Genomic DNA, 23998 nt, shown 5'->3' on the forward strand with positions numbered 1-23998 from the left:
CTCTGCAATCGCGCTCGCCGCACTCGTTATCTTTTGGCTATGAGTCCTGAGCCTAGAAGCAGTGATGCTAGCTTTGCTGAGCAACTGCTTGGAAATGAAGGTCGAATTCTGCGCAACCTTTGTCTAAGGTAAACCCTGCTGCGAACAACAAGAATTTATAAAGTAGGGACTTACCATCTGATCGACTGATCCAAGTGTGTTCTGAGTTCCACACTATACGCTATCTGCTGTAGCAAAGAGCATTTGTAAAAGATGATCACTACCGCCTTGCCGGTCAGTGGCTACGTCGATGCTCGGGTTTAGCTCGGCGGCCGAAAAACCTTGGATTGGTTTCTCTACGATTGCGAGTATGACGTCGGCTGATTTCGAGACGCGCATCTCCGGTCGAAAATAACGCAAGACGCCGGACAAATATGGTGAGCTTAAATGCAGGTGGCGACCTTCTTTGGCCGCAGTTTCACGATCCGTCTCGCAACCATCATCTACTGGTGGTGATTTCTTTGCTCAATCATCTTGCGTGTTTATTGCAGAGCATTCTGATTTCCGTGATTATTGCTTTCTATCGCCCAATCGAAACTAACTATTGGACTAATTCGACTTAAAGCAGTCAATTGGTTTGGCGACGATTGGTCTTGGTGTTCGACTTTACTCCGAACTGTCTTAAGTGATCGCCGGCATTCGGTGCAATTCATTGTTTTTATTATATAATAAATCTTTTCCGAGATTCTTGCAGCAGCGGCACTCAGGCCAACTGGACGTGTTTTCGTGACACGTTTCATCTAAAAACTTGGAGGTGCAAACCATGTCCAGATTTCCGTCTTCATATGCGCAACGTTCGACGATGTCCGGCGTGGAACGGCCTGAAATGTATATACCCGGCTGGGATGCCTGGCCGTCTTATCTGCGATTTGTGCGGGACGGTTCGGGCCTATTTTTCCAAAGGTCAATCCAACCGGTTGAAGCGGAGCCCGAAGTTGTGCAGAGCAACCTGTCGCAAGAGTTTGCGATGATCTCGACGCAATCATCTGAAATTGACCCTGAAATCGGGCCAGTACCCGGCGAAGCCCCGACGGCATCCGGACATCTCTATATGCATGCCACCAAGAGTGGCGGACTTTTCAACGCCTTTGACAATGAGTTTTACGTTTATTCGTCAGGCAGCCACCAGATGTCTGAAGGTAGGCTTGAGTTCACCAATTCTGACATCAGTAGCAAAGACACAAACCTGGGGATGACCGAAGAAGTCACTATCCGTGTCGCCTCACAGATTATTGGCAATGACTTGGGGAACACCATTCATGGTTTCGGTACCGCCTCGTTCAACGGCAATGTCTACGATCATAATGATCAGATATTTGGTATGGGCGGCGATGACGTCATCTATGGGCATGCTGGCGATGATATGCTGGTAGGGGGATCAGGTGATGATCGCTTGTACGGGGGCCACGACAACGATGAACTCTGGGGCGGCATTGGGAATGACCTACTAGACGGAGGCGAGGGTTCGGATACACTGTATGGCGGTGTCGGAGATGACTGGCTAATTGGTGGTGGATCAGCAGGCACGGACGGCGACGTGTTCTATGGAGGAAGCGGGTCGGATTATTTTGTGCTCAATGATCCAGACGTCCCTTCACAGCATTTCCAAGAACCCGAGAATTCGTGGCCCATCTCGATGATCAACGAGACACTTTGGAGTGTTGGTCTTTATAGCGTTGGGGGGGTTGTTAAGTATTTCAAAGTCGGCGTGAATATTCTCAACCACTTTATTTCAAATGTAAATAACGGGGGTGAGGATCAGGGCAACGTTGATCCGGCGCGGGTCAGCAAAATTATGGATTTCAACCCGTTTGAAGACACCATTATTGTCGAGGCAAATGCCAACAAGGACCTGCAGCCAATAATCGAATGGGTCGGCCAAAATGACATCATGTTCCGCATAAAGGACGGGACGAACAAATACCTTGCAGAAGTGCGCTACAGCGACGTTCCGCAATTCAGCGACCCAAAGATGCGCTTGGGTTACAGTGAATTCGAGAACGATTTGGAGCAGTACGTCAAAAACACCATGCTGGTTGTCACCATCAAGGATGGCGTAGTGACGCTGGTTGATGGTTTTGGCAGGGTTATCGACCCCGGCACACAAGACTTAAACAACTTTGAACAGCTCGGGAACGGACGTTTCATTATCCTGGGGGGATACCAAGGGGTCCACAATGTCGGAGGGATAGCCAACGACTTTGTATTCGGGACCAACCATAATGATATTTTGCTGGGCCATACCGGCGAAAACGAGGCGGCGGGATCTGGTAATGATGTTCTCTGGGGTTTCGGGGGCGACGACTTTTTTGATGCGGGTGCCGGTCACAATAAAGTTTACGGTGGTACAGGCAGCGATACCTACAGCTTTTACAGTGCCGTCGGCGGTGTGGAGAGTGATATCTCTGGCGTTCGTATTGATATGGCTGAGACATATTCAGATGAATCGCCCGACGACGATCGCAGCTATTTTCTGGGTAAGGCGCGCTACAAAGACAACCTGGTAGAGGGCGAGTCTCATTCCGAACTCTATAGTATAGAAAACATCATTGGTACCAAGCTTGACGACATCATCTTTGGCGACGAGTTCAACAATCACTTTCAGGGCGCTGAAGGCAGTGATCGGCTGTATGGTCGAGGCGGGAACGATGTCCTAGTCGGAGGCGCAGGAAACGATTTCCTTGATGGGGGTAGCGGAAACGATGTGCTCGAAGGAGGCGCGGGGAACGACACGCTAAAAGGCGGTGCCGGCAACGATATTTTGGCCGGAGGATTGGGAAAGGACACTCTTGAGGGTGGGAGTGGTGGGGATCAATTTATTCTGGACGGCGGTTGCGATGTAATACTGGATCTCAACATCGGAGACGGAGATACTATCAATATCCTGAGCAATGCTCACGCGTTCAACACCCATGAAGATTTGGTGATCGAGCAGCACAGCGGCCATCATTTCAGCTTGCGCTTGCCAAATGGCAACTTGGTGGCCGATATCCACATTGATGGGCCGGAAATCAGTATTCTTCAGCTGAGAGACCATATTGCGGTAGACGGTGAATTTTACCCGTCGGCCTGGACAGACTATTTCATCTTCGAAGACACGATCGCAGGCTATGATGATAGTCAGAAACCGGGTTCAGCTGCAGCGATGGAAAACTGGCTCAACAACTTTGTGTCCGAACTTATGGGGTCAAACAAGAATGAGCTCTTCAAACCTGGATACGGAGACGTCTTAGTTGACGGCAACGGCGGCATAGACACTGTTTCATACGAAGACGCCTCTTGCGGGGTCTTCATTTACAATGGTGCGAGCACAAACTTCCTGAATGGCTCTTCAAATGAACATGATCTGATCGACATCGAAAATTTTATCGGTAGTAACTTCGATGATTATATAGTGGGCAACTCAGCAGACAACGTGATCGTTTCGGGCGGTGGAAATGACACTTTGAGGGGAGGCGCTGGCGATGATGTGTTCATCCTAAACGGAGGTAGAAATTCTATCAGCGACTTCTGTATCGTTGACGGAGAGAAGATTTACATCTCTAGGGAAGAGTACGGCGTTTCGAGTTATGACGATCTCGCCATCGTCGATAAAGGTGGTTATTTCCACATTGTTATTGAGGAAAGTTCCTTCGTGATCGCTGAGGTGACCGAGGTAGGCTCGGGAAACTGGTACCTACCTGACTTCGTTGATTTTATCTAGGCGGCGTTTACAAAAAATGTTTCACATAAGTGAGGTATGATTCAGGCTATTTTTCATAATGAGACCAGCATCCCACGAGGCTGTATTTTGGATTGGGAATGCCTGATCTTAGGACGTTTTTTATTTGTCGCACGCGCTGCATAGTAGGTGCAAATCCGTCAACCACCATCTTGTTCAGGATGGGTTTCTGGATCGCCCAAACCAAGGCCTTCTGGTGCGATCTGCCGGAAGCGCTTGTGTTGTGGTCGATAATCTATTGCCAGTTCAGGCGCTGGACACCGGCCGGGGCTTTGGGAACAGCCTCGCGGATGATCTGAAGCAGAGCGGGGCAGGGCCACGTACTCTTCAAAAAGATCGACGACACAGTGACACCATTTGCCCTGATACCTTCTGGTTCCATTCTCTAATCTGCTCTGCGATTTCGGTCGAGATGTCTTGGCGCATCATTTCGACATGCGGAACGGCCACACTGGTCGCCTCGATATCATGACAGAACGGTTGCCGGTTCTGTCGCAGACTTTGTTCCCTCCTGTCAGGTAGAGCGTAGTTTTCGTCGCGCACGCTCGAATTTCATCGGAGCAGATCCCAAACTAAATCGTGATTGATAAGAACAGTGCAAATGCAGCCAGCATTCGAGAAGTGAACAAGATTCCGAGGCGGTTCGATTGCCCCGCGAAAGTACAAACGACCAGGTCCAAATATCTCAATAACCTGATCCAGCAAGATCACAGATTCATTGACCGACGCGTGGGATACATATGTGGGTTCAAGTCATTCAGATCGGCTTGCGCCGCACTGGATGGCATTGAGGTGGCGAACATGATCCGCAAAAAGCAATTCTCTAGCGATACGACTTTCGGCTGTCGGCTGTCGGATGTCGGATGTCGGATGTCGGATGTCGGATGTTTGTCAAGATCGCGGGATAGCTGCAACTGGCAAAACGCTGACTTTGGTTGTTCAAAAAGTTTACGACACAACCCAGTTTTAAACTTGTTTCCTGTGACCCAAATATCTCTACGATCATAATGAGTGCTTTTTGCACATTACATATGCCACCGTCAGAATTCACTGTTAAACATGATAAGTATCCCTTATCATGACTGATTGATTTCGCCAGAAAATGCGCGCAGAATGTGCCTCATGAAGCCTCTTGCGCCTTATCTCCCCAGCCCCTCCCCTGCCCTCTCGGACACAGATCAGGAGGCGCTCACCGATCTCTATGTGCGCGGCACGCCGGCCAATACGCTGCGGGCCTATGAGCGCGACCTGCTTTATGTCACCGCCTGGAAGTCCGCGCGGTTCGCAGCGACGCTGGACTGGCCGGAATCTGAGGCCACCGCCCTCGCCTTCATTCTCGATCACGCCCGCGATCTGAATGACGCACCAGAAACGGATGTGGCGCGCGAAACCGCAGAAGCGCTGATTGCCCAGGGGCTGCGCAAGTCCCTCGCCTGCCCTGCCCCTTCGACGCTGGACCGGCGCATCGCCTCCTGGCTTGCCTTTCATCGAATGAAGAACCTGACCAGCCCTTTCGGTGCGCCGCAGGTGAAGCAGGCCCGCGCCAAGGCGCGCCGAGCTGCAGCCCGGCCCCCTGCCCCAAAATCGCAGCATCCGATCACCCGCGATGTGCTCGAGCAGCTGTTGGCCACCTGTCGGGGGTCCCGGCGGGATTGCCGCGACCGCGCCATCTTGATGCTGGGTTGGGCTTCTGGTGGTCGACGGCGCTCGGAGATCACCGGGTTGATGTTTGAAGACGTCTCGCTGAAGGAATTCGACGAGAAAAGCCTAGTTTGGATTTCACTGCTGGAGACCAAGACGACAATCAAAGGTGAAACGCCGCGGCTGGTGCTGAAAGGCCGCGCAGCCCAGGCGCTGGTCCATTGGATCGAGGTTGGACAGATTAAGAACGGGCCACTGTTCAGACCAGTCTCAAAATCGGATCGTGTGCTGAAACGTCGGCTTTCGCCGGACGCTATCTATCAGATCGTCAAACATCGCCTCCAGTTGGCCGGGTTGCCGGAGGACTTCGCCTCGCCGCACGGTCTGCGTTCTGGGTTCCTAACCCAAGCCGCACTGGACGGCGCCCCGATCCAGGCTGCGATGCGCCTGTCTTTGCACCGCTCCATGGCCCAGGCGCAGAAGTACTATGACGACGTCGATATCGCCGAAAACCCGGCGACGGACTTATTGGGGTAACCGTTCGCCAAAAACCAACTCGCACCATAAGGACGCCCTACTCCCAGCCAACAGCTCCGAACCCGAATATTCGCTGGCAAGAATTCGATTGCGCATTAGTTGGATTCGTTTCTGAAGCGTGATCGCTCATCTGGATTCCATTCAAGTTACGCAGATCAAATTCCAATCTTCAGCTATTGGACTTGTCGCGGATGAAAGCCTCTTCAATGGCTGAAGTAAATGTTTCGGTTGCGCCGGCAGATATGCAGCCAGTTCGGGTGGTTAAAACGACCTCTGAGTGAGGGGATTACCAAAATTGCCAATTGGCAATTTTTTCGAAAGACCGACATTGCAGGGAAATTGCCAATTGGCAATTTCCAGCTTCGCTTCAGTAGATCAGTCTCGATCTGTGTCGAAATGCCTGTCCAAGAAGATCGAAAAGACCTCTTGCAGTTCATCTTTGCGTACGTCGGTCGGAAACTCCAACACGATCTTTTTGCCTTTGCGCTTGTATGTCATCGCAGGCTTTTCGGGTGACGATTGAAGAGTCACTGGATCTGCTTTTATCGAAGCAGGAGGTTTCAACGCTGCCTTGAAGACATTCATGACCTGCACGCCGTCACGGCTGACCCCATCCGTTGCCATCTGCCTCGCAGTTTCTAACAGTTTCTCACGATCCTCGGGCCGACCCAGAAACGGCTTTAGCGTACGGGCGTGCAGTTCTTTGATCTCTCGGATCGAAGGGAATGCCTCAACGATCTCGTTCGGCAACTTGGCGAGTTGCAGGTAACGTGAAAGCCAAGCCTCACTGACCTCTAGCCGTACGGCCATCGCCTTTTGCTTACCACCGTAGTAACGAGTCACAGCGTCTGCATAGTCACGAGCACGCTCATAGTCGGAGATATCTTCTCTGTCGCGGTTCTCGATATCGCCCAATCGAAAAGCTTCTTCATCGGTCAACTCTCGAACATCCACCAAGTAGCGAAACTGTGGATAGTTATTTGCGCGTAGCCAGTTGATTGCAAAATGCCGCCGTGCACCGCAAATCACTTCATACGGCTGCTTTGGATCGCTTGTCTTGCGCACGATAGCTGGAAACTCTTGCCGACCCTGACTGCGGATTCCGTCAATCAAATCTCGACAGTTGTCCTCCGATAGTAGGTCATACGCCCGGTTATGTCGCTCCCACATACGGCATTCTCCGGGATCAACCCACCTCAGGGACTTCTCCTCGATATCCCCCGACATCCGTTCCGCAACTCTGTTAGAGCGGTTTAGAAAGCGAGCGCCAGCGCGTTCGGCTTTGGGGGCAGGGCCGCTATCGAGACCGCTTAGTACGTCATCGAAAATTGCGTCGTGTTTCTTGCTCATAACACTCCCTCCTTGCGCAATGCAGTATGGTGACTGGGCCAGGTTTTGCGCATCAAAACTTCAACCTCGCGTCCCACCGCGTCCAGATATGCCCGACAGCGTTTGTGGGTTTCTGTACGAGCTGCTGGTCCCGTAATCTCGTACACCGTGCCCAAGTTCGCTGTGGCGTTATCAATCTCGGCGCTGTCTTTCAGAACACTGGCCAACATGTCTTGGGGAAAAACCGCGTCCATCATTCGTTTGATGGCTGCATGCGCAGATTTGTTGTCGTTCATCTTGGTGGCCAGAATCTTGACGAATGAATAATCACGAGCTCCGCCATGTTGAGCTAGTTCATTCAACGTTGCGCCCATCATCTTCAAAAAATGGGCAGTAGATCCAAAGTCGATATTATTCGGCGGGGCAGGGATCACCATCGCGTTTGCTGCTCGAAGCACTGAAAGAGAAATCATTCCCAGCGCAGGCGGCGGGTCTAGAAGGATTACGTCGAATTGATCGGCTATGGTGCTGATCCCATCCCGCAAACGGTCCAACACAAAAACTTGATCCCTGGCCATCCGAGCTGCGAATTCATACTCAGCGTCATAGAGACCGAGGTTTGCAGGGATGAGCGCAATGCCAGGCCAATACGTAGCGCGTAAAGCATAATGAAGCGTCTGCGGCCCACCATGCTGAAAGAATGGGTAAAGCGTATCTTCAGTCTCATCCACATCAATGTCAGGATTCAGGCCAAAGATCGAAGTCGTTGAAGCTTGGCTGTCGCAATCGATAACGCAAACTCTATAGCCTTTAAGCGCGAGGAACTGGGCAAGATGGGTCGTTACTGTCGACTTTCCAACGCCACCTTTGAATGACTGAACTGACAAAACCAGTGTTGGATCATCTGTTGCACGATGAGGTAGTGTACCGAACACTTCCCGCATCCGGTTTATGTCAGACAGTGAGTACCCGGTCCTTCTTCCAGTGACTGGGTCTTTTTCCGGCTCAGGCAAGCGGCCGTCCGCTTCAGCATCACGGATTAACTTCTCTGATCGACCTACCATCTCGGCAGCGGAGCGAACATTAAAATTTAGGTTTAGCGTTTTCTCAGTGTCGGGGGAGAATACTCGATCGCGCAATCGCTCCATCACGGTACTTGCACGATCAGATAGTTGCTCAATCTCATCCAGCCCAACAGGAGGCAAGGGGGAGGTGGTCATAGGTTTTGTCCTGTAGAAATCTGCCTTTCGTGAATCATGCCCGGAATGGTGAATCGGCTCAAGTGTGGTTTTTGAGGCAGATCACGTAAAAAATGGGAAATTCGAAGGCAAAGGCCACAGGAGCGGAAATTGGGGGTAACCGGAGGTCATTAGTAACAACATTCTAACTCAGAATATCTAATACGGGTGAAGTTGATGTCTGACGATGTTGCCTGGTACCAATCACCAAAAAACAAAATATAAAAAACAATCTTGTTCAAGATTCTTGGATTCAAATGTTCATACGATTGTTATTGCTTTAAAATCAATGCTTTGTCGTATGTTTCCCTTACATATCGGGCGCAAATCCTTACAGATTGGGGTGCTTTGCCTTACGTTTCGGATGGTTAAAGCTTACATTTCGGGACGGGCGTAAATCCTACTTTTGGGGACGGATCAGGTGATTCGAAAAACCCTTGTTTTATTGGGTTTTGTGAGCCTTCCTTCGAATCACACGAGCCTCGATGTTGATTCGAAAAATTACAGATTGGGTGCTGGACCGAGACAACGGTGATGGCTATGCTTACATCATACGCCATACAAAAGTAATAATTAGGTGTTGGGCAGTACATGTCAAAAAAACCATACCGCACTTTGGACGCACGGCCAAATTCTGAAAGCTTGGTCAAGCCTGGTGAGCTTGTAGACGTGATTGAGGTCACACCGCTGACGCTTAATGATCGGCGGATCTACAATCAGCTTTTGGAAAACGCTTGGGATGCCATCGACAAGCCTGTCAGCCATGTTATCCAAAAATCCATGCTGCGTGGGTCGCATAACTCGAACGACAGGGTAGGGGAGTCTATTGAGCGATTGATGTCCGCCATTGTGAAAGTGGAAGTTGTATGGGATGGCGAACCTGCGGTCGAACGGGTCCAGTTGTTGGGTGGTAACGTGGAAACAGTGCGAAGCGATGGGCTAATTGAATACGAGATCCCGGCGCGGTTGCGCAAAATTATTTCCAATTCGACAGTTTTTGCCCGATTGCAGCGCGAGATCATGTTCGCACTGAGTTCGAAATATGCGCTGACGTTGTATGAGATCGTACAGAAGCGCGGCAATCTGCGCTGGCGCTCATCCGAGAAGTTTTCCGTCGATGATCTGCGCGGCATTCTAGGTGTACCAAAGGGGAAGCTAACCAACTGGAGCAACTTGAAACTACGCGCGATCGAACCTGCAATTGCTGAAGTCAATGCGCTGTCGGATTACATGGTGGCGATCGATCCAATAAAGACCGGGCGCCGTGTGACTCACGTCGAATTGCGCTGGTGGAAAAAGGACGGAGAAGGGCAGGGGGCTGCGGAGCGCGCGCTTAAGTTTTCGTCCGTTGGACGTAAGGCAAAAGCTCAAGAACAGGAAGAAAACGTTCAAATGCCCGTTGCTCCAAGCATCAAACCGCGTCCGGCCTGGCTAGAAAAAAGAGGTGACGCCTTAAAGACCGAAACCTACGAAACTGCTCGTCTGCGGCATCCAGGGTATGACATCTACTACATTGAGGGCCAATGGCGTGATTGGTCAGCAGGAATGGAACCACCCAAAGACCCTGACCGTGCATTTCTTGCGTACATTCGGAAATTCGCTGAAGCCAACCCAATCTGACTTCCTTACGGCTTACTTAACGATTGACGATTCTTGACATGATGGCAGGTGGCTCCCATGACGGAGAAAAATGCGCCCCTGAATCGTAAGCGGATGTACGATTTTCTCGGCACTGTACGCAGTGACAATAAGCGGCGCGGAAATGTGCCTGCACTTTCAATAGGTCGGACCCTGAATTTCAATCAGTCGAAGAGGTGACCTAGGAGTTTTTCGAGTTCTTCCCTCTGCTCGGCGTGCTTTTTCGGGTTGTCCCGGATTAGGCGCTCCAGATTGAGAAGCTTCCAACGCACGGCGGGAAGATTGGCGGCCTGCGGTCGATCTATTACGGCGAAATCCGGCGCGCCATCCTGCAGACTGAGCAAGAATTGTCTGGTGGGTTTGTCGAAGCGAGATTGGATATCCGCAATCAGTTGGTTGCGCGTCGTCAGTAGGTCATCCAGGCCGACGACTGACTTAGTCATGCCCTCGAACTCACGCACATAAGGTTGATCTAGGGCAATCAGGTTGGGATTCAGCAATTCGTGTGCCGGACGTGCCGAACAGGCGATGTAGATCAGGAAAGTCCGGAACAGATCATCCGTCAGTCCTTCGTGTTCATAGAGAAGCTTTACATCATAGAGATCGCGTGGATGCTGGCGATCCACGGCTGCGTGGAGCTTACCGCCGAACAAATCTTCGAATGAGACGATCTGAATTTCTGCATAGCCAAACGCGTCTGCTACAGCGTCGGAGACCGCCCGGGTTTCGGGGTCGTGAACAACGCCGCGCGTGACTGGCGAGGTTTCGATTTTGACTTCTGCACCTTCCAGACGCGCAAGCACGCGGGTGGCGCCGCCCCCACCTCCTTTTATTCTTTGAGCCTTGGCCCCGTTGATGCCCCTTTCGATCGACTTAGCGATACGATCCATGGCTTCGTTGATCTCGGCGAGGCTCTGTTCGCGCTCTTTTATCGGCAGATATGTCAGGTCGATATCAACCGAGAGCCGCGGTAGATCGCGATAGAAGAGGTTGATTGCTGTCCCGCCCTTGAGCGCGAATATCTCTTCCTTCGCTACGTAAGGCAATACACGCACGAGAAGGGCGACCTGGGATTCATAGTTCCTACGCGCCATTTTCTGCCTCTGTCGTGGCGAACTCTTCCGGTACCATGATACGATATCGCGGATGTATCCGGCCACCTTTGACCAATGCTCGATCCCCCGTCCCGAGGTTGAAGGCGTCAGCATCAAGTCGTTTGCGCCAGGGGTGATTGTGGCGATCCGCAAAAACGAAGAAGAGGCGCCTGATTTTTATTTTCTTGCAGCTCAACAAGAGCGCCGAGAGCAACTTAGGTCGTAGCGTCGTCAAGCCCTCGAACACCATGTCGAGGTTGTGAAAACTCTCATGGTCCGGCAATTCGTCCATAGCTTCCATGACCGCCCGTTCGGGGGCCGACATGCGCAGTTGCCAGTCCCACGGGAGGGAGTTTTCAGATTTTAGGTCGTCATTTGTAACGCCAAGTGCCTGGTCAGTGAACAACGACGTATTGCGCGTTTCTATAGGTGCATTGAGTGGCAGCTTCGTGAGCCAGTTGGGTATTTTGTAGCCATAGATCCAGATAGGGGCGTTGTCTCCCAAATGCAGGTAGTGGTCGTAGCCCTGTTGAGAGAGAGCAGTTTTGCCGCCGACATGAATATCATAGCCCATGATATGGTGCATCGAGATCAGGCAGGCCTTCCAGTCAATGGTGTTTGATGCGGGCGGATTGGGAACAGGTCGGCGGAAAACGCCGCGGTGAACGCGTTCGAGCCAGCCCCGTTTTACATAGTCGCGAAAGGTTTCGTAGGCTATGCCATGGGCGGTGAGCCAGTTGGCATCGACGAGATACCCAGCGGGCACCGAGTCGAGAACTTTCTTCAGATTTTGCGATCTTCCAGCGTTCATGACGCCCTAAATCGTATAATTTCAAAGAAAAGGCAAGAGGATCTCTTTGAAAAGTACATTTTTAAAGCGTCTATAGCGCTGAAAATAGCACATTATTAAAAACACAGCGCCACGCGGAAACCCATCGGAATACCCGGGATAAATGGAAGATTCCGGTGCCAAGGGCGGGAAGCGGACTTTCTCCGCACATGCAAGAGAAACCGGCTAAGACTGTGAAAGCTGCCAGTCAGATTTCGTGTAGCCCGTGTAGAATGCTGCAATGCCGCATGACCGCTTGGAGCCCAATCTGTACCCTGGGTTTTATTGCTGCATGCGCTTGCAGCAGCAAAACGCTGCGATTGCCGAATATCTAGTGCCGCCAAGCAGCGGAAAAACCGGTCACTCATGCAAATTGCAGCGATGCTCGCGGCGGCAGCTCACAGTTCGCCCGACAAAGCCGTCCTTCACTTCATCCGCAACAGCTATCGCCTAGCTGAATTGGTGGACACGGGACCGTGGCATATGAACAGTAAACACAACAGTCGCCTTCCAACGGCTTCAAAATTGTTTTGCACGACTTGCATTCATAGAACCACTGGCAAGCATCCGTTGGCATTTGCTCGGTTTCGCTGTGGCCACACTTCGGGCAAGTCAGGGTGCTTTCTAGGACTACAGTTTGTTTTGTCATAGTCTCACATCTGCATGATCAGGTAATCGTTAATCCGTGCCTCGTTAAACACAACGACCCAAGCCACGCCGTTGATTAGAGTCGTTCCTGCAAGCCGCCATTTCAACGTCGGTAAGGAACCGCGCCGATAAGATACCAGCCACGATATCGCGACGAGCGCCGTTGAAATCGTCAGCACATAGTAACTCGCTGCCGCAACCTTCCCAAAGATTGCCAACCAACTGCCGCCCAGCCCCAGTAACATCATTGTCATGGGCAAAACGCAGCAAGTCGCGACGCCAAGCGCTGATAGCGATCCCAAATAGTTGAGGCTAAGGTATTTCTGCATTCTGTTTCCCTCATGAGCCATGACGCGCGGAGTTGTAGAGACAGCAACTTCTCGTATAACGTCTGTAGCCACTTCAGGATCAAGGCAGGAAATCTCACATGTTTGCGATTGGGGAAGCATCCCGGCGGAGCGGAGTCGGAATTGAAACTATCCGCTATTACGAACGCGAAGGGATCGTGCCGAAACCAGAAAGGGCATCGAATAATCGACGCATGTACTCCGCGCACGATGTTGGACGGCTTCGTTTTCTAAGGAAGTGCCGAGACTTGGGTTTTTCGCTTGCCGATGCAAAGGTGCTTCTCAACCTGTCCGAAGGCGATAGCGAGGATTGCCAATCCGTTAAGGAACTGGCCGAGCTTCATATCTCCAATGTGCGTATGAAGATAATCGAACTTAAGCGATTGGAGGCCGCCCTGAATGAACTTACGGCCAACTGTAACATCGGGAACGTTTTTTGCCCGATGCTTGCGCAGATACGGACCTACTAATGGCACTTTGAGGCTCGCAGTCGCCCTATGCCAACGCAGCATGACCCAAGATTCGGGCCGCGCAGAATCTACCGTTCGTTAGAGAAGTCAACTTGTTGATTTAGCAATGTTTCCATCAATCAATGAACATTTTTGCCTCGCCGCGGTGTTCTTGAAGCACACTGCGATTTCGGACAGTGAGCCCTACCTACCGTGCCTGAGCAATCAATTTGCTGCATACGCACTCGGCAGGTTTTTATCATGAAGCCGACCTCTGATTTCCGAATCGCAGAGCAATGGTTCTGCTTATCCTTGTCCTAAATTGGGCTAGGCAGACTCAGATCTTCTGTTGCTTTCTATTGTATCAAGGCTTGTATCGTGCGTACTCGAAGTCCATATACACAAGGCTAACGTTTTTCTTTTTCGACCTGCTGTCTCCCAAATTCGGCGCTCAGTCTTTCGATTCAGACCGACCACGCCGAGTCGCCGCAATAATGCGGGCGGCAAGTATTAGGAGACTTCGACCATGGCAAATGGCACAGTAAAATGGTTCAACTCGACCAAAGGTTTTGGCTTTATCGAACCTGAAGATGGCAAGCGCGACGTGTTCGTGCATATTTCAGCACTCGAACGTTCCGGCATTAGCGAATTGAAGGACGGCCAGAAGGTTACCTTCGACGTCGAGGCTGGCCGTGACGGACGCGACAGCGCCGCCAACCTGGCACTTGCATAGCCTGCTAGGGGCACCCTTCTGGGGTGCCCGTTTGCTCAGAGGGCTCCTAAGAGCCGTTGGAGAACAAGTCAGTTGCAACAGCAGGAATTGACCCGGGCGCTCGCGCAATACCGTGTGCCCGATACGAAGCGTAGCGTTTTTGAACTGACAATCACTGTCATCCCCTTTTTCGCGCTATGGGGCGCAGCGTGGTTTGCACTATCCCTTAGTATCTGGGTCGCTGTTCTACTGGCCATCCTGAACGCCGCATTTCTGGTGCGTATCTTCATCATCATGCATGATTGTGGTCACGGATCATTCTTTAGAAACCGTACCGTTTGCAATTGGACAGGCCGGGTCCTGGGTGTTCTCGCCCTCACACCTTATGACGTCTGGCGGCAAAGCCATGCGATTCACCACGCCTCAACCGGCAACCTTGATCGGCGCGGGATGGGCGATATCCCTACGTTGACTGTAGAGGAATACCTGAAGCGCAAGTGGGCCAGTCGTGCCGCTTACAGGTTAATCCGGAACCCCTTCTTCCTGTTCTGTATCGTACCGGTCTACACGTTCTTTCTTCAAAATCGCTTGCCTTTTGGGTTCATGCGGTCAGGCTGGCTGTATTGGGCAAGTGCAATGGGAACAAACGCCGCGATTGCGGTGGTCCTGGCTCTGATTTTTTGGATCGGAGGCCTGGATGTATTGGTTTATGTATTCCTGCCAACCATGATCGTCGCCGCGTCGATTGGTATTTGGCTTTTCTATATTCAGCACCAGTTTGAACACACGACCTGGGAACGGGAAGAGGGGTGGAATCTTCAGAACGCCGCTTTCTTTGGAAGTTCTCACTATGCCCTACCAGGCATCCTGCGTTGGTTCTCTGCCAATATTGGTGTGCACCATGTTCACCACCTTGCCAGCCGCATACCGTTTTATCGGTTAAACGAGGTTTTGCGTGACCATTCCGAGTTGGAAGATTGCCAGCGTATTACTTTATATGAGAGCTTTCATTGTGCGCGATTGCACCTTTGGGACGAAAAAAGTCAGCGCTTGCTGACATTTTCCGAGGCTTTGTCGAACACCAATAACAACTCAGTGTAGTCTGGCGCGCACCAGATATGCCTCGACAGTGTCACCGCCTAGGGCGCGAATGGCCTCCAGTCGGTGAAGGCCTTCGATCAGCACGAACCTCTTGTTGTCCGCGCGTATCTGGATCGGGGTCTTCTGGCCGTTCTTCAGGATATCTTCGGCCAGCGTCAGAACTTTTTGTTGATCAAGCGTTTTCGCCCGTTTCACAGGTACATAGATCAGGTCGAGCGGATATGGTCTTTTCTCCAACATAAGCTACGTGAGCAACCTTTCGTGCAATTGTTCCGGTTCAGAGTTCGTTGCAAAAGCTGGGGCTGGAACGTGCGTCATAGAACCGAACGAACAGCATCGCGCAGTTCCTGATGCATGATCCAAGTCGCTGGTTCATCGTCACTTTTGATGTGAGAAAATGCCAGAACCTGTGCGGCGCCATCATTCTGTGCCGATCCGGCTTCGGGAAGCTCGAGTTCCAGATATTCTGCGATCAATAGCCCGATTTTCTTGAAGACCTTGACGGACGCTTCGCGCGATTTGTAACCAGCCGCCTGAGACAAGTGACCAATGGTCAGACCCTCCTTGCCTGCGATTGTAAGTGTTTTGAGCATTGTAACCTGTGCAGGGGTCAGCCTGATCTGGCGCAATGCCTCGGCATATTCTCTTTCGCTGGGAACAAGGGTACCGGAGTTTCCCTCCAATCGGCGTTGACCGCTACGCTTCCTGTCTCGTGCTTTGAGAATTTCTTTTAAGGCTTCAATGGCCAATGCCGGTGTTTCGCCAACTGCATCGGCAATCATTGCCTGCGTTTGAGCTGGTGGCTTGGGGAATGCGCGCGCAACGCTGTTGCCGCTCAGAATACCAGCCTTAATCAAGTACTTTCCGAACTCTTCTTCAATCACGCCTGATACGTCGGCGTTCCGCGACTTACGAACACTGCGGTCCTGAAATGCTCTTTGTTCCAGACCACGAACTGATATCTTTGAACCGTGAAGGGTTACTTGAGGGGCATTTTTGCGCATCAGAGAAACACGACCACAATTATGGCCGCAACAAACACCGCTAACGCGATAAACATCTTCACTCTGTAGGACCAGCGATGCGCCCTTTCGGCTTTGAGCATTTTGCCCAGGTTTTCGTCAATCGAGTTATGGTTCACGGCTTGGTCCTTCCGGATATGTCAGGCGATATTGATTTCCCCAACCTATTTTCGCGGCATATTTTCGGTGCACTTATCGTTCTGTCTTGTGAACGGCCGATTACATTCCCAACCATCACCTCTCCGATTCAAATGAGCGTTTGAAGGGACAAGGATCGCAACGCACCTGTCCTGGTTTGCGCGAAAGCCACGTTCGCATTTCCATCCAGAGTAGGTTTCAGGCGCAAGGTATGCATGCAGTGGAACGGCCACAGGCTCACAGCCGCTCTCCGCTGCCCTGTAACCTCTGAGGCATACCCAACCATCCGCGCTGTTTTTGTCAGTCAGACGGCCGTTGCTTGGGACACTAATCGCAACACAATCCTGGCTTTCCTTACGAAATCCCCAGTTGCAAAGTATTTCCTGTGCGCCAAACCGGGTTTCAACGTACCCATTTTGCGGCGCAGTCATTTCTTCGCATTTTTCTCCGACTTGCCGGAAGAGCCGATTGCACACCCATCGATCTCCAGTCGATGCAAGGTAGGCATTCTCAGGAACATTGATTTCCTCGCAAAACTCCCCGACATGCTGGAAACCATGTTTGCATTCCCAGCCACTGCCATAGGAGCTACCCGTCAAATATGCGTTTTCTGGTAAGTCTGTTTTTTGGCAGGATCCGTTTTTGTTTTCGAAACCTTCCTCACAAACCATTCCGTCGGCATTGCCTGTGACTTGGGCAGGAAGCTGCGTCCCTGTGAGCAACAACAAGAGTGTCGGGATCAAACACAGAACGCGGTTCGAAAACACGATGAATGACAGATTGAGGCGAAGCCTGGGGCCTGATCTATCGGGCATCAAGCACGCTAATTATTAGCCATGTGTTGTTCATACGGCGCCTTCTTTCATGAGTCACGCGACGACTGGGACTTGTCAGGTGACAGTTGTGTATGCTTGCGAGGAACTAGCTCATCACGAAGACCCCAGCGAAACCCGTTCCTATGCTGGGGCACATGCTACAGTTATTCTGAAGGCCATTGGATCATCGAAGACGGCAGCATCGCGGCGACGAGTAATTTTCACCAATGCACTTTTGTGGTCCTTAGCCAGAATAGAGTCAAGGAAGTTTCCCTTGTCGCAATGCAAGTACCGCCAGGGCAGGTAGTTTTTGAAACTGCCGGTGACCAAGATCCTTAGTAAACTACCGAAAGAAATTGTCTGGCCTGAGTGCGGCGAAAGAGGAGTATGTGATCAAGGCTTCCCCGTGACTATGAATGACTGGCCTGATGACATTGGCTGCAACGCAGCGATTTTCGCGCCGCTTCTGCACAAGTACCCGCGGTGCGATCAAATGGCCGCTCCGTCCCGTACCCTGTAAATTGCGCCTGAGCCGAGAAAACTGTGCTGCGAGCGTACGCAACAAGATTTTGACACTTCCGCTCAGGGCACGCTACGTCCCCCCCTGCGTAAAAGAACTAGAACCACTATGGGTGTTGTCACGTTAACTTCCGACCCACCAAGGAATGCTGATGCCCGGACTTCAAGCAGCTCGAGTGGCGGCATTCCAGGCGTCAAATGCTTCGAGGCGGTGATATCGAATTGTTAAGGCTGAGCGACGGCGTGCGGGGGCACAGAAGCAATTCCGAACGGCTGAATGGGTTGTCACGAACCTCTGCAAACCTCCTGGGGACCGAAACCCCTGCATCGTTCGTTCCCGCTTACGGAATGGCAGGTGGCTGTTTTCGGCTCGATTGTTCAAACCCTTGTGTGACCAATGATCCAACCCCGGCGCGACTTCTCGCTTGGCGGCGCCATATGAGCGCAGTTTGTCCGTGATGATCCGCTTGGGAAGAATACCAAAACGCTTTACCAGGCGGCGTAACAGCCGTTTTGCAGCCCGTTTGTCCCGTTTCGGTTGGAGTATTTCGTCCAGCACGATGCCATGTTGATCGACCGCGCGCCAAAGCCAATACTTGCGACCTGAGATTCTCACGGCAACTTCATCCAGATGCCAGACATCACCTGGGCAGCCCTGTCTCTGCCGCAAGTTTTGAGCTATCGCCGGCCCGAATTTGAAGACCCAACGGCGGACGGTCTCGTAAGAAACATCGATCCCACGTTGTAGAAGCATCTCTTCAACTTCCCGTAGGCTCAAATTGAAGCGAACATAAAGCCACACCGCGTGAGCGATGATCTGAGGAGGAAATCGGTGGTGCTTGTAGCTGATCGACGATGAATTCATCGATGTCACCTATGTCCAAATCCAAGCATGAGCAACCGAACGACGGTTAACGTGACAACACCGTTTGACGTTCACAGAAGATGGAAAACAAAAGGAAGTTAAACATCCCGAAGGGATCGCTCTCGATGAGACCAGAGGGCTTCTCTACATCCTGACAGACGACGCCAAGAAATCGCGGCTCTATGTTTTTAATATCCCCAAATTTTGATCGCTAGGGAATGAAGCTCACATCGCCACAATAGCTTCCGCAAGTTGTTGCTGCTAGCTTACCACTCCTCTTCGTTGGTCCGCCCTAATCAGAACCGAACACTTAAGTTTGCACCGAGGCCGTGCTCTTGGCCGTTGGAGCGAACTGAATAACCATATCCTGCCGTCAGTCTGGCCAGATCAGAAATCTGATACCCTAGCCCCAGACCAAGAACGAAACCATTTGCACCTCGGTTTTGTCCGACTTGTGTGAACGTGCCAAATATCGGGCTCGTGACAGTGATTTCGTGCTCACTATCCTTGTTGGCAAAGAAGTCATACTCGTAACGAGCAAAGGCGATTGGGGTTAGCAAACCATTCTCTGTCAAGAAGTCCCGTTGGTAGTCAAACCCAATGGAAGCGACCAGAGACTCTGCATTCGCTTTTTCAATCGAGTAGTTGAAGTCACCACCGCCAGTCTCTGTGCCTGAACCTTGTTGAATACGCCCGTAGTTCAATCCAAAAACCGTAGAAACCCTTGCACCGCTGTCCAGGTTAAACAACTTCCGTGCCTGGATACCGGCGTGGATTCCCTCTTGGTCCAATTCCGATTTAGCCTCGCCTCCTGTAAAGCCATCAACAGAAGGGTTAGTCCGTTTGGCGTCAGTTTCACCGAACATGTAACCGATCAGCCCGGAAAACTCCCAGGTTCCTGTTGTTGTACGCCCATAGACGCCCACATGATAGCTGTCGGTCGAAAAGTCCTGATCGACTTGATCGTGTTCATCCATGGAGGATGTCCCAAAACCTGCGTACACGCCGACCACACCTCTATCGGTGCTTGCGACATCCGCTCCGACCAGAATGGTGCCCAGCGAATAGTCGAATGTCCCAAGGCCGTTGCTTCCATCAACGTCCCCGCTCACATAGGCCGTGTCGATCCACCAGCGCCGATCAGAGCAGTCTATTGCGCCACTAGGGCTCTGGGCCGAGTCGATGTCTCCCGATGCAATAGGTTGATCCTCATTGCTGAAGCCGACCGCTTGATACTTGCGGCAGTCAGCGTGGCTCAGCACGGTGTTGGTTATCAGGTCAAGTTGCTCCAGACCAACGGTCAAATTGGAGGAATATGGTTCTGCGTGCACACTATTAAACCCAGCCAAACCTGAATTGGTAAGCGTGTTAACGGCATTGCCCAAGGTTGTGCCGTTGGTCAGGTTGGTTCCTGGAGACGTGTTTGTGGTGTTGGCCACCGCACCAGCAAGGTTGCTTGCATTGGGAGATCCAACAACTGATGGATGTTGCGGTAAACTCGAAACGGGGAGGGTCGAAAACGCAATATCAATTCTACCGTCTGCGGTTGGCGTGTTTGAGATACTCAGACTGGATAGGGCGGGCAGAGATCCTCCGGCAACAAGAGTTGGGGAGTTTCCATCGAAACGCGAGGCTTGAAAAACCGTGTAGTCGTTGCCAGCAGCATAGTCCTGCGCAGTCAAGCCTGGACGAGCGGCTTCGACTTGTATGGTGGCGTTGTTGATACCAGTGACTGCGTCTGTTGACGAAACCAGATCCGCTTTTTGTGCCGCTGCGGGGTCGACTTCCGACAAAATCGTCGACCCCGCAGCGAAGGAAATTGCACTATTAATATTCAACGTCCCAATCGAGGAGCCCGGTGAAAGAACAGCGCCATTTCTCACGTTGAAATTGAATGCGTTCACGGTGCCGTTGCCGGCCAGAGTACCAAAGTTATCAAAATCGACCGTGGTTAAGCTGCTGGACGCGTCAAGCCGAAGTGTTGAACCAGCACCGATCACCATATTGCTGGTGGCCGACATTGAACTGTTGGTCAGTGTAAAATCAGACGCTTGAGCACTTCTTGTCTGAATGTTGATCACACCAAACGCGATTTCCGTCGCGTTTGTTACTGTCAAATTATCGTAAGTTAACGGCGTGTCTGATTGGAAAAATACCTCGGTTGGGTCAACATCACTCCCATTTGCGGGCGCAAATGTCATGGACCGTCCTGATCCTATCGAAGTCCCTACAATATTGACTCGTAGTCTGCCGTTGATTTGCGTCGTCAGGGCCTCCCGTGAAACAAAGTCGCCGCTCCCTGCCGCGACATCGACGTTCAACAAAGTCAGTACCGATGCTCTGTCTGGATTTTGACTCTGCCCCGGGACATACAGCTCAATTTCCCCAGAAGGCGTTATGGTGGAATTACCAATCAGAAGCGCCGTGATGGGCCCGTTTGGAATTGGCAGGCAGGTTTTAACAGTAGAAGATATCGTCTGCCCGCTAAGAATGGTCTCTGTTCCAGCAGTGTATTCTTGACGCGGAGCACCAACTTCAGCGCAAGATTGCGAACTTTGGGCCTGGGCAATGCCGGGCAGTAAGAAGTACGCCAAGGCTCCGAGTGTGAGCTTAGTGAAAAGTGCGCGATCAACGTACGGCGCTACGCTTGCCTGAACTCGATCCTTTGTTTCCATAAGCTCTCCCCACTAACTTCACAAACGCGGCCACAACCTTTTGCGATCATCCGGAGAATATTTGAGCACAAAAAAATATTCGAATGAAAGACCGCTATGGCAAATGGTTTTTGATGGGGGGCCGCGGTGCAACAGTGCCGCTTGAAGATTATTCGCCTCGCGATAGAATTTACTCACGAAACTGCAAGAACTCTGCCCGGAGTATTCGCGCATGCAGAAAGCACACCAGTTACGTCCGTCTGCTGCGACGAAGCGCTTAAAGCGGCCGTTCAAGCAAAGTGCAGCGAGTTGTCGAATGCCAGTGTTCGAATTATGGATTGCGCGGATGATGTTTGCTCCCAACTGTCACGCGTCGCGGCGAACTGCAGATGTACTCTTCTGCAGGGAAAGGAGCCCCAAGGTGGAAGTGCGGAAAGTTGGACTGGATATCGGTTTCGCCACGCTCAAAGGCTCGTCCACGGCGGTCAATTCCCAGCGCTTAGCCTGCAACTCCGGCGTGTCGAAATCTCGGATCATGGAAGCGTCTGAAGGCATAGTCTGCTGCGGAAATGGTGCCGCAGAGAAGGTCATCGACAACGCTTTCGTGAGAGAGCCAGACGACCCTTGGAGTGTAAGCGTTGCTTTTGATGGCGATACCATTCGCGCGATGACGTCGCACAGCTTTTTCGATCACAGCCGCCGACAGGGTTCCAGTTCGGGCTGTTTGGCGAAGAACGGTCGAAATTCCTTGTCTTCAGTGATGGTGACGAAACTAAATCGAATTCGGTGACAACACCGGCGAACCATGCAGCGGAACCTTAGGTACATGATGGAGAATCGAAAATGGAGACTAAGATAGCCAGAAAGAGCAACCGCGACGATGCCCGGAAATGGGCGTTCTTTCTCTGTGCAATCTTGACGGCATTCAACACTGGTCCAGCAATTGCACAAGATTGGTCTGCGCTGCCGGCGCGGTTGGCCGAAAAGGTCGAAGCCGCCCAAAGGGCTTGTTCTGAATTCGAGAACGGACAGTTCGCCCTGGAGTTCGGTGCGGTTCGCCGCGTGGATCTGGACGGAGACCTCCAGCGGGACTGGGGGCTGGACGAAAGTGGATTCTCGTGTTCGACCGCTGCATCACTCTATTGTGGTACAGGCGGTTGCATGTCCCATTTCCTGATCGAGGATCGTGCGTTTTCGCTTCTCAATCAGGGTTGGGAGATGGCTAACATCGGCCCGTTCCGGGTGCTTCTGGCGGATGTGCATGGCTCGCAGTGTGAAGGTATCAACCCAACGCCCTGCATCGTAGCCAGCGTATGGGATGCAGAAGAAAAGGTGTGGCGCAGCACGCGCGCAGAGTGGGAGTAGCGTATTTGAAACGACACCTCGAAATGATTATGCTCAATATCGGCACTATCGCATCGGTGCTGGCTGTTTCGGGGTGCATTGAAACTACTCCTGAGGTTGCCATAAGCGAACCTGATCCGGAATTGATCTTCGTCCGCGGCTACAGAAGCGCTGCTGATGATTGCCGCCTCGTTGGCGAAAGCGCTTTTACCCTCGATTTCCTAGACGACGCTGCCGATCTTGTAGCGTGTTCAACCGGTTCGACGGATATGGATGAACTCATGGCACAGACTGGTGTGCCAATCCTGACCCAGACGAACAGCTACACATTTTTCAGCGTACCGCGAAGGTAAGAAACATCCATGTCCGCGTCCCAATTCATTTTTTCTTGCGTCCCCACAACAATGGCAACCATTACAAGAATCACGGCCACTGCGAGGAGTGCAACGAAATCTTTCAGAGAAAAGTTGTCAACATCGTTTGCCATCTCACTATTGGCTGCAGCTGTGATCGGGAACAACGCTGCGGGGGATCCTATACCCGAGGGTCCACCTGGCGACATTGGCACCTTGACCGAGGAAGACTTCATTGTCGATGGATCTGCAGGTGGCGCAAAACGCTTTACCTTCACCAATGGCGAGCGAAGCCTGTATTTCATCCCCATGATCCATATCGCCGAGCAGCCTTTCTATGATCGTATTGCCGCTGAGGTCGAACGCCTCAAGCTAAATGGAGCGGACCTCTATTACGAGTTTATCGACTTCGACACGGCCAGCGTCGCCGACAAACTAAGGATACGCGCAATGCTGGGCATGCTTCCCTCGCCGGCCTTCTATGCCGAGAACGTGTCGGACGGTCTTGTTGCACAGGACAACGAGGCTTTCCTTGGCTTCCCCGGTGGTCAGGATGTGAACGTGGATCTGACACCAGCACAAATCGCAGACGCCTATGAAATGCTGATTGGACCACTCGAAATCAGCGAAGAGAACCTGTCGACGCCCATGAGAGACTTCGTTCTGCCGACTGCGGACCCCGCGCGGGTCACGCAGATCACAATTGACGCACGTAACAGGCACTTGGCAGCCGTGATCGATGCCGCTCCGGGTAACGTCGTTGTCCTCTATGGCGCAGCGCATGGCGCGGGGACCCTGCAAGAGTTGCGGGCTCTCGATCCCGAATGGCGGCGCGCGCCCACATTTTGACCGGCCGACCCCACCTGACAGTTTAGTATCGACGCCCGAGAAAGAGTGCGTGCGTCTTCGCGTCTGGTTTACCCCAGAAGCGTGCTTCACTCAAAAAGCATGATGAGGTGACACGG

At 52.0% G+C, this 23998-nt stretch carries 20 protein-coding genes and 1 pseudogene; 11 read left to right on the forward strand and 10 right to left on the reverse strand.

Annotated features, from left to right (window positions below; genetic code table 11):
- The first annotated feature begins 802 nt into the window (after positions 1-802).
- From GOV89_RS19925 to GOV89_RS19935, 3 genes and pseudogenes are all read left to right on the forward strand, one after another.
- Complete coding sequence (locus GOV89_RS19925; protein ID WP_171238894.1) at positions 803-3742, forward strand: calcium-binding protein; 2940 nt, start codon at positions 803-805, stop codon at positions 3740-3742.
- 597 nt (positions 3743-4339) lie between these two features.
- Positions 4340-4582, forward strand: a pseudogene (locus GOV89_RS23125) (DDE-type integrase/transposase/recombinase); the annotation flags it as partial.
- A 300-nt stretch (positions 4583-4882) separates the two neighbouring features.
- Complete coding sequence (locus GOV89_RS19935) at positions 4883-5938, forward strand: tyrosine-type recombinase/integrase (RefSeq protein WP_171238896.1); 1056 nt, start codon at positions 4883-4885, stop codon at positions 5936-5938.
- Positions 5939-6313: 375 nt separating this feature from the next.
- Here the strand turns inward: GOV89_RS19935 and GOV89_RS19940 are convergent, their stop codons facing one another.
- Both GOV89_RS19940 and GOV89_RS19945 read right to left on the reverse strand, forming a co-directional pair.
- A complete protein-coding gene (locus GOV89_RS19940) occupies positions 6314-7288 on the reverse strand; it encodes a ParB/RepB/Spo0J family partition protein (protein WP_171238897.1) in 975 nt (324 codons plus the stop codon).
- Positions 7285-8487, reverse strand: a complete 1203-nt coding sequence (locus GOV89_RS19945) for an AAA family ATPase (protein ID WP_171238898.1) — start codon at positions 8485-8487, stop codon at positions 7285-7287. The genes GOV89_RS19940 and GOV89_RS19945 overlap by 4 nt, the downstream gene beginning before the upstream one ends.
- 609 nt (positions 8488-9096) lie before the next feature.
- Here GOV89_RS19945 and GOV89_RS19950 point away from each other — a divergent pair.
- Complete coding sequence (locus tag GOV89_RS19950) at positions 9097-10125, forward strand: replication initiation protein (RefSeq protein ID WP_170481392.1); 1029 nt, start codon at positions 9097-9099, stop codon at positions 10123-10125.
- A gap of 182 nt (positions 10126-10307) precedes the next feature.
- On the opposite strand, the gene GOV89_RS19955 is transcribed toward GOV89_RS19950, so the two are convergent.
- The 4 genes from GOV89_RS19955 to GOV89_RS19965 all read right to left on the reverse strand — a co-directional run bounded on the left by GOV89_RS19955 (position 10308) and on the right by GOV89_RS19965 (position 13043).
- Entirely contained in the window at positions 10308-11237 is a 930-nt protein-coding gene (locus tag GOV89_RS19955) for a nucleotidyl transferase AbiEii/AbiGii toxin family protein (RefSeq protein WP_171238899.1), read from the reverse strand.
- The gene (locus GOV89_RS19960) at positions 11227-12048 is read right to left on the reverse strand and encodes a type IV toxin-antitoxin system AbiEi family antitoxin (protein WP_171238900.1); all 822 of its coding nucleotides are present in this window, start codon (positions 12046-12048) and stop codon (positions 11227-11229) included. The genes GOV89_RS19955 and GOV89_RS19960 overlap by 11 nt, the downstream gene beginning before the upstream one ends.
- A 448-nt stretch (positions 12049-12496) precedes the next feature.
- Positions 12497-12715, reverse strand: coding sequence for a GDCCVxC domain-containing (seleno)protein (locus tag GOV89_RS22925; protein WP_253284533.1), 219 nt, complete (start codon positions 12713-12715; stop codon positions 12497-12499).
- 4 nt (positions 12716-12719) lie between these two features.
- Complete coding sequence (locus GOV89_RS19965) at positions 12720-13043, reverse strand: hypothetical protein (protein ID WP_171238901.1); 324 nt, start codon at positions 13041-13043, stop codon at positions 12720-12722.
- 98 nt (positions 13044-13141) lie between these two features.
- Between GOV89_RS19965 and GOV89_RS19970 the strand changes: the two genes are divergently transcribed.
- The 3 genes from GOV89_RS19970 to GOV89_RS19980 all read left to right on the forward strand — a co-directional run bounded on the left by GOV89_RS19970 (position 13142) and on the right by GOV89_RS19980 (position 15323).
- Positions 13142-13531 (forward strand): MerR family transcriptional regulator, encoded by a 390-nt coding sequence (locus tag GOV89_RS19970; RefSeq protein ID WP_171238902.1) that lies wholly within the window; start codon positions 13142-13144, stop codon positions 13529-13531.
- Positions 13532-14036: 505 nt separating this feature from the next.
- Positions 14037-14243 carry a cold-shock protein gene (locus GOV89_RS19975; RefSeq protein WP_170430361.1) on the forward strand — a complete coding sequence of 69 codons (207 nt, stop codon included), beginning with the start codon at positions 14037-14039 and terminating at the stop codon, positions 14241-14243.
- 72 nt (positions 14244-14315) lie between these two features.
- Positions 14316-15323 carry a fatty acid desaturase gene (locus GOV89_RS19980; protein ID WP_171238903.1) on the forward strand — a complete coding sequence of 336 codons (1008 nt, stop codon included), beginning with the start codon at positions 14316-14318 and terminating at the stop codon, positions 15321-15323.
- Here GOV89_RS19980 and GOV89_RS19985 read toward each other — a convergent pair.
- The 4 genes from GOV89_RS19985 to GOV89_RS20000 all read right to left on the reverse strand — a co-directional run bounded on the left by GOV89_RS19985 (position 15315) and on the right by GOV89_RS20000 (position 21357).
- The gene (locus tag GOV89_RS19985) at positions 15315-15563 is read right to left on the reverse strand and encodes a ParB N-terminal domain-containing protein (RefSeq protein WP_170357377.1); all 249 of its coding nucleotides are present in this window, start codon (positions 15561-15563) and stop codon (positions 15315-15317) included. The genes GOV89_RS19980 and GOV89_RS19985 overlap by 9 nt on opposite strands.
- A 74-nt stretch (positions 15564-15637) precedes the next feature.
- Complete coding sequence (locus tag GOV89_RS19990) at positions 15638-16327, reverse strand: hypothetical protein (RefSeq protein ID WP_171238904.1); 690 nt, start codon at positions 16325-16327, stop codon at positions 15638-15640.
- 1653 nt (positions 16328-17980) lie between these two features.
- A complete protein-coding gene (locus GOV89_RS19995; protein WP_170389003.1) occupies positions 17981-18682 on the reverse strand; it encodes an IS6 family transposase in 702 nt (233 codons plus the stop codon).
- A 296-nt stretch (positions 18683-18978) separates the two neighbouring features.
- On the reverse strand, positions 18979-21357 hold the full coding sequence (locus GOV89_RS20000) for an autotransporter outer membrane beta-barrel domain-containing protein (protein WP_253284527.1): 2379 nt from the start codon (positions 21355-21357) through the stop codon (positions 18979-18981).
- Between the two features lie 211 nt (positions 21358-21568).
- On the opposite strand from GOV89_RS20000, the gene GOV89_RS20005 reads away from it, so the two are divergent.
- The 4 genes from GOV89_RS20005 (at position 21569) to GOV89_RS20020 (ending at position 23882) form a co-directional block, all read left to right on the forward strand.
- On the forward strand, positions 21569-22126 hold the full coding sequence (locus tag GOV89_RS20005) for a hypothetical protein (RefSeq protein ID WP_010443781.1): 558 nt from the start codon (positions 21569-21571) through the stop codon (positions 22124-22126).
- A gap of 53 nt (positions 22127-22179) precedes the next feature.
- A complete protein-coding gene (locus tag GOV89_RS20010) occupies positions 22180-22701 on the forward strand; it encodes a hypothetical protein (RefSeq protein ID WP_010443783.1) in 522 nt (173 codons plus the stop codon).
- 5 nt (positions 22702-22706) lie between these two features.
- Positions 22707-23033 (forward strand): hypothetical protein, encoded by a 327-nt coding sequence (locus tag GOV89_RS20015; protein ID WP_170418283.1) that lies wholly within the window; start codon positions 22707-22709, stop codon positions 23031-23033.
- Positions 23034-23147: 114 nt separating this feature from the next.
- Positions 23148-23882: a hypothetical protein gene (locus GOV89_RS20020; protein ID WP_010443788.1), complete on the forward strand. Its 735-nt coding sequence runs from the start codon at positions 23148-23150 to the stop codon at positions 23880-23882.
- Positions 23883-23998: the final 116 nt, after the last annotated feature.

Source organism: Ruegeria sp. HKCCA5763 (assembly GCF_013034545.1).
Lineage (GTDB): Bacteria > Pseudomonadota > Alphaproteobacteria > Rhodobacterales > Rhodobacteraceae > Ruegeria.

Bases quoted from the DNA above. Each gene is read 5' to 3' on its own strand.
- GOV89_RS19965 (WP_171238901.1), bottom strand. From the start codon at position 13,043: ATGCAGAAATACCTTAGCCTCAACTATTTGGGATCGCTATCAGCGCTT.
- GOV89_RS19975 (WP_170430361.1), top strand. From the start codon at position 14,037: ATGGCAAATGGCACAGTAAAATGGTTCAACTCGACCAAAGGTTTTGGC.
- GOV89_RS20000 (WP_253284527.1), bottom strand. From the start codon at position 21,357: ATGGAAACAAAGGATCGAGTTCAGGCAAGCGTAGCGCCGTACGTTGAT.
- GOV89_RS20005 (WP_010443781.1), top strand. From the start codon at position 21,569: ATGCAGAAAGCACACCAGTTACGTCCGTCTGCTGCGACGAAGCGCTTA.
- GOV89_RS19985 (WP_170357377.1), bottom strand. From the start codon at position 15,563: ATGTTGGAGAAAAGACCATATCCGCTCGACCTGATCTATGTACCTGTG.
- GOV89_RS19935 (WP_171238896.1), top strand. From the start codon at position 4,883: ATGAAGCCTCTTGCGCCTTATCTCCCCAGCCCCTCCCCTGCCCTCTCG.
- GOV89_RS19995 (WP_170389003.1), bottom strand. From the start codon at position 18,682: ATGAATTCATCGTCGATCAGCTACAAGCACCACCGATTTCCTCCTCAG.
- GOV89_RS19970 (WP_171238902.1), top strand. From the start codon at position 13,142: ATGTTTGCGATTGGGGAAGCATCCCGGCGGAGCGGAGTCGGAATTGAA.
- GOV89_RS19990 (WP_171238904.1), bottom strand. From the start codon at position 16,327: ATGCGCAAAAATGCCCCTCAAGTAACCCTTCACGGTTCAAAGATATCA.
- GOV89_RS19955 (WP_171238899.1), bottom strand. From the start codon at position 11,237: ATGGCGCGTAGGAACTATGAATCCCAGGTCGCCCTTCTCGTGCGTGTA.
- GOV89_RS19950 (WP_170481392.1), top strand. From the start codon at position 9,097: ATGTCAAAAAAACCATACCGCACTTTGGACGCACGGCCAAATTCTGAA.
- GOV89_RS19940 (WP_171238897.1), bottom strand. From the start codon at position 7,288: ATGAGCAAGAAACACGACGCAATTTTCGATGACGTACTAAGCGGTCTC.
- GOV89_RS20010 (WP_010443783.1), top strand. From the start codon at position 22,180: ATGGAGACTAAGATAGCCAGAAAGAGCAACCGCGACGATGCCCGGAAA.
- GOV89_RS19960 (WP_171238900.1), bottom strand. From the start codon at position 12,048: ATGAACGCTGGAAGATCGCAAAATCTGAAGAAAGTTCTCGACTCGGTG.
- GOV89_RS22925 (WP_253284533.1), bottom strand. From the start codon at position 12,715: ATGACAAAACAAACTGTAGTCCTAGAAAGCACCCTGACTTGCCCGAAG.
- GOV89_RS19925 (WP_171238894.1), top strand. From the start codon at position 803: ATGTCCAGATTTCCGTCTTCATATGCGCAACGTTCGACGATGTCCGGC.
- GOV89_RS19945 (WP_171238898.1), bottom strand. From the start codon at position 8,487: ATGACCACCTCCCCCTTGCCTCCTGTTGGGCTGGATGAGATTGAGCAA.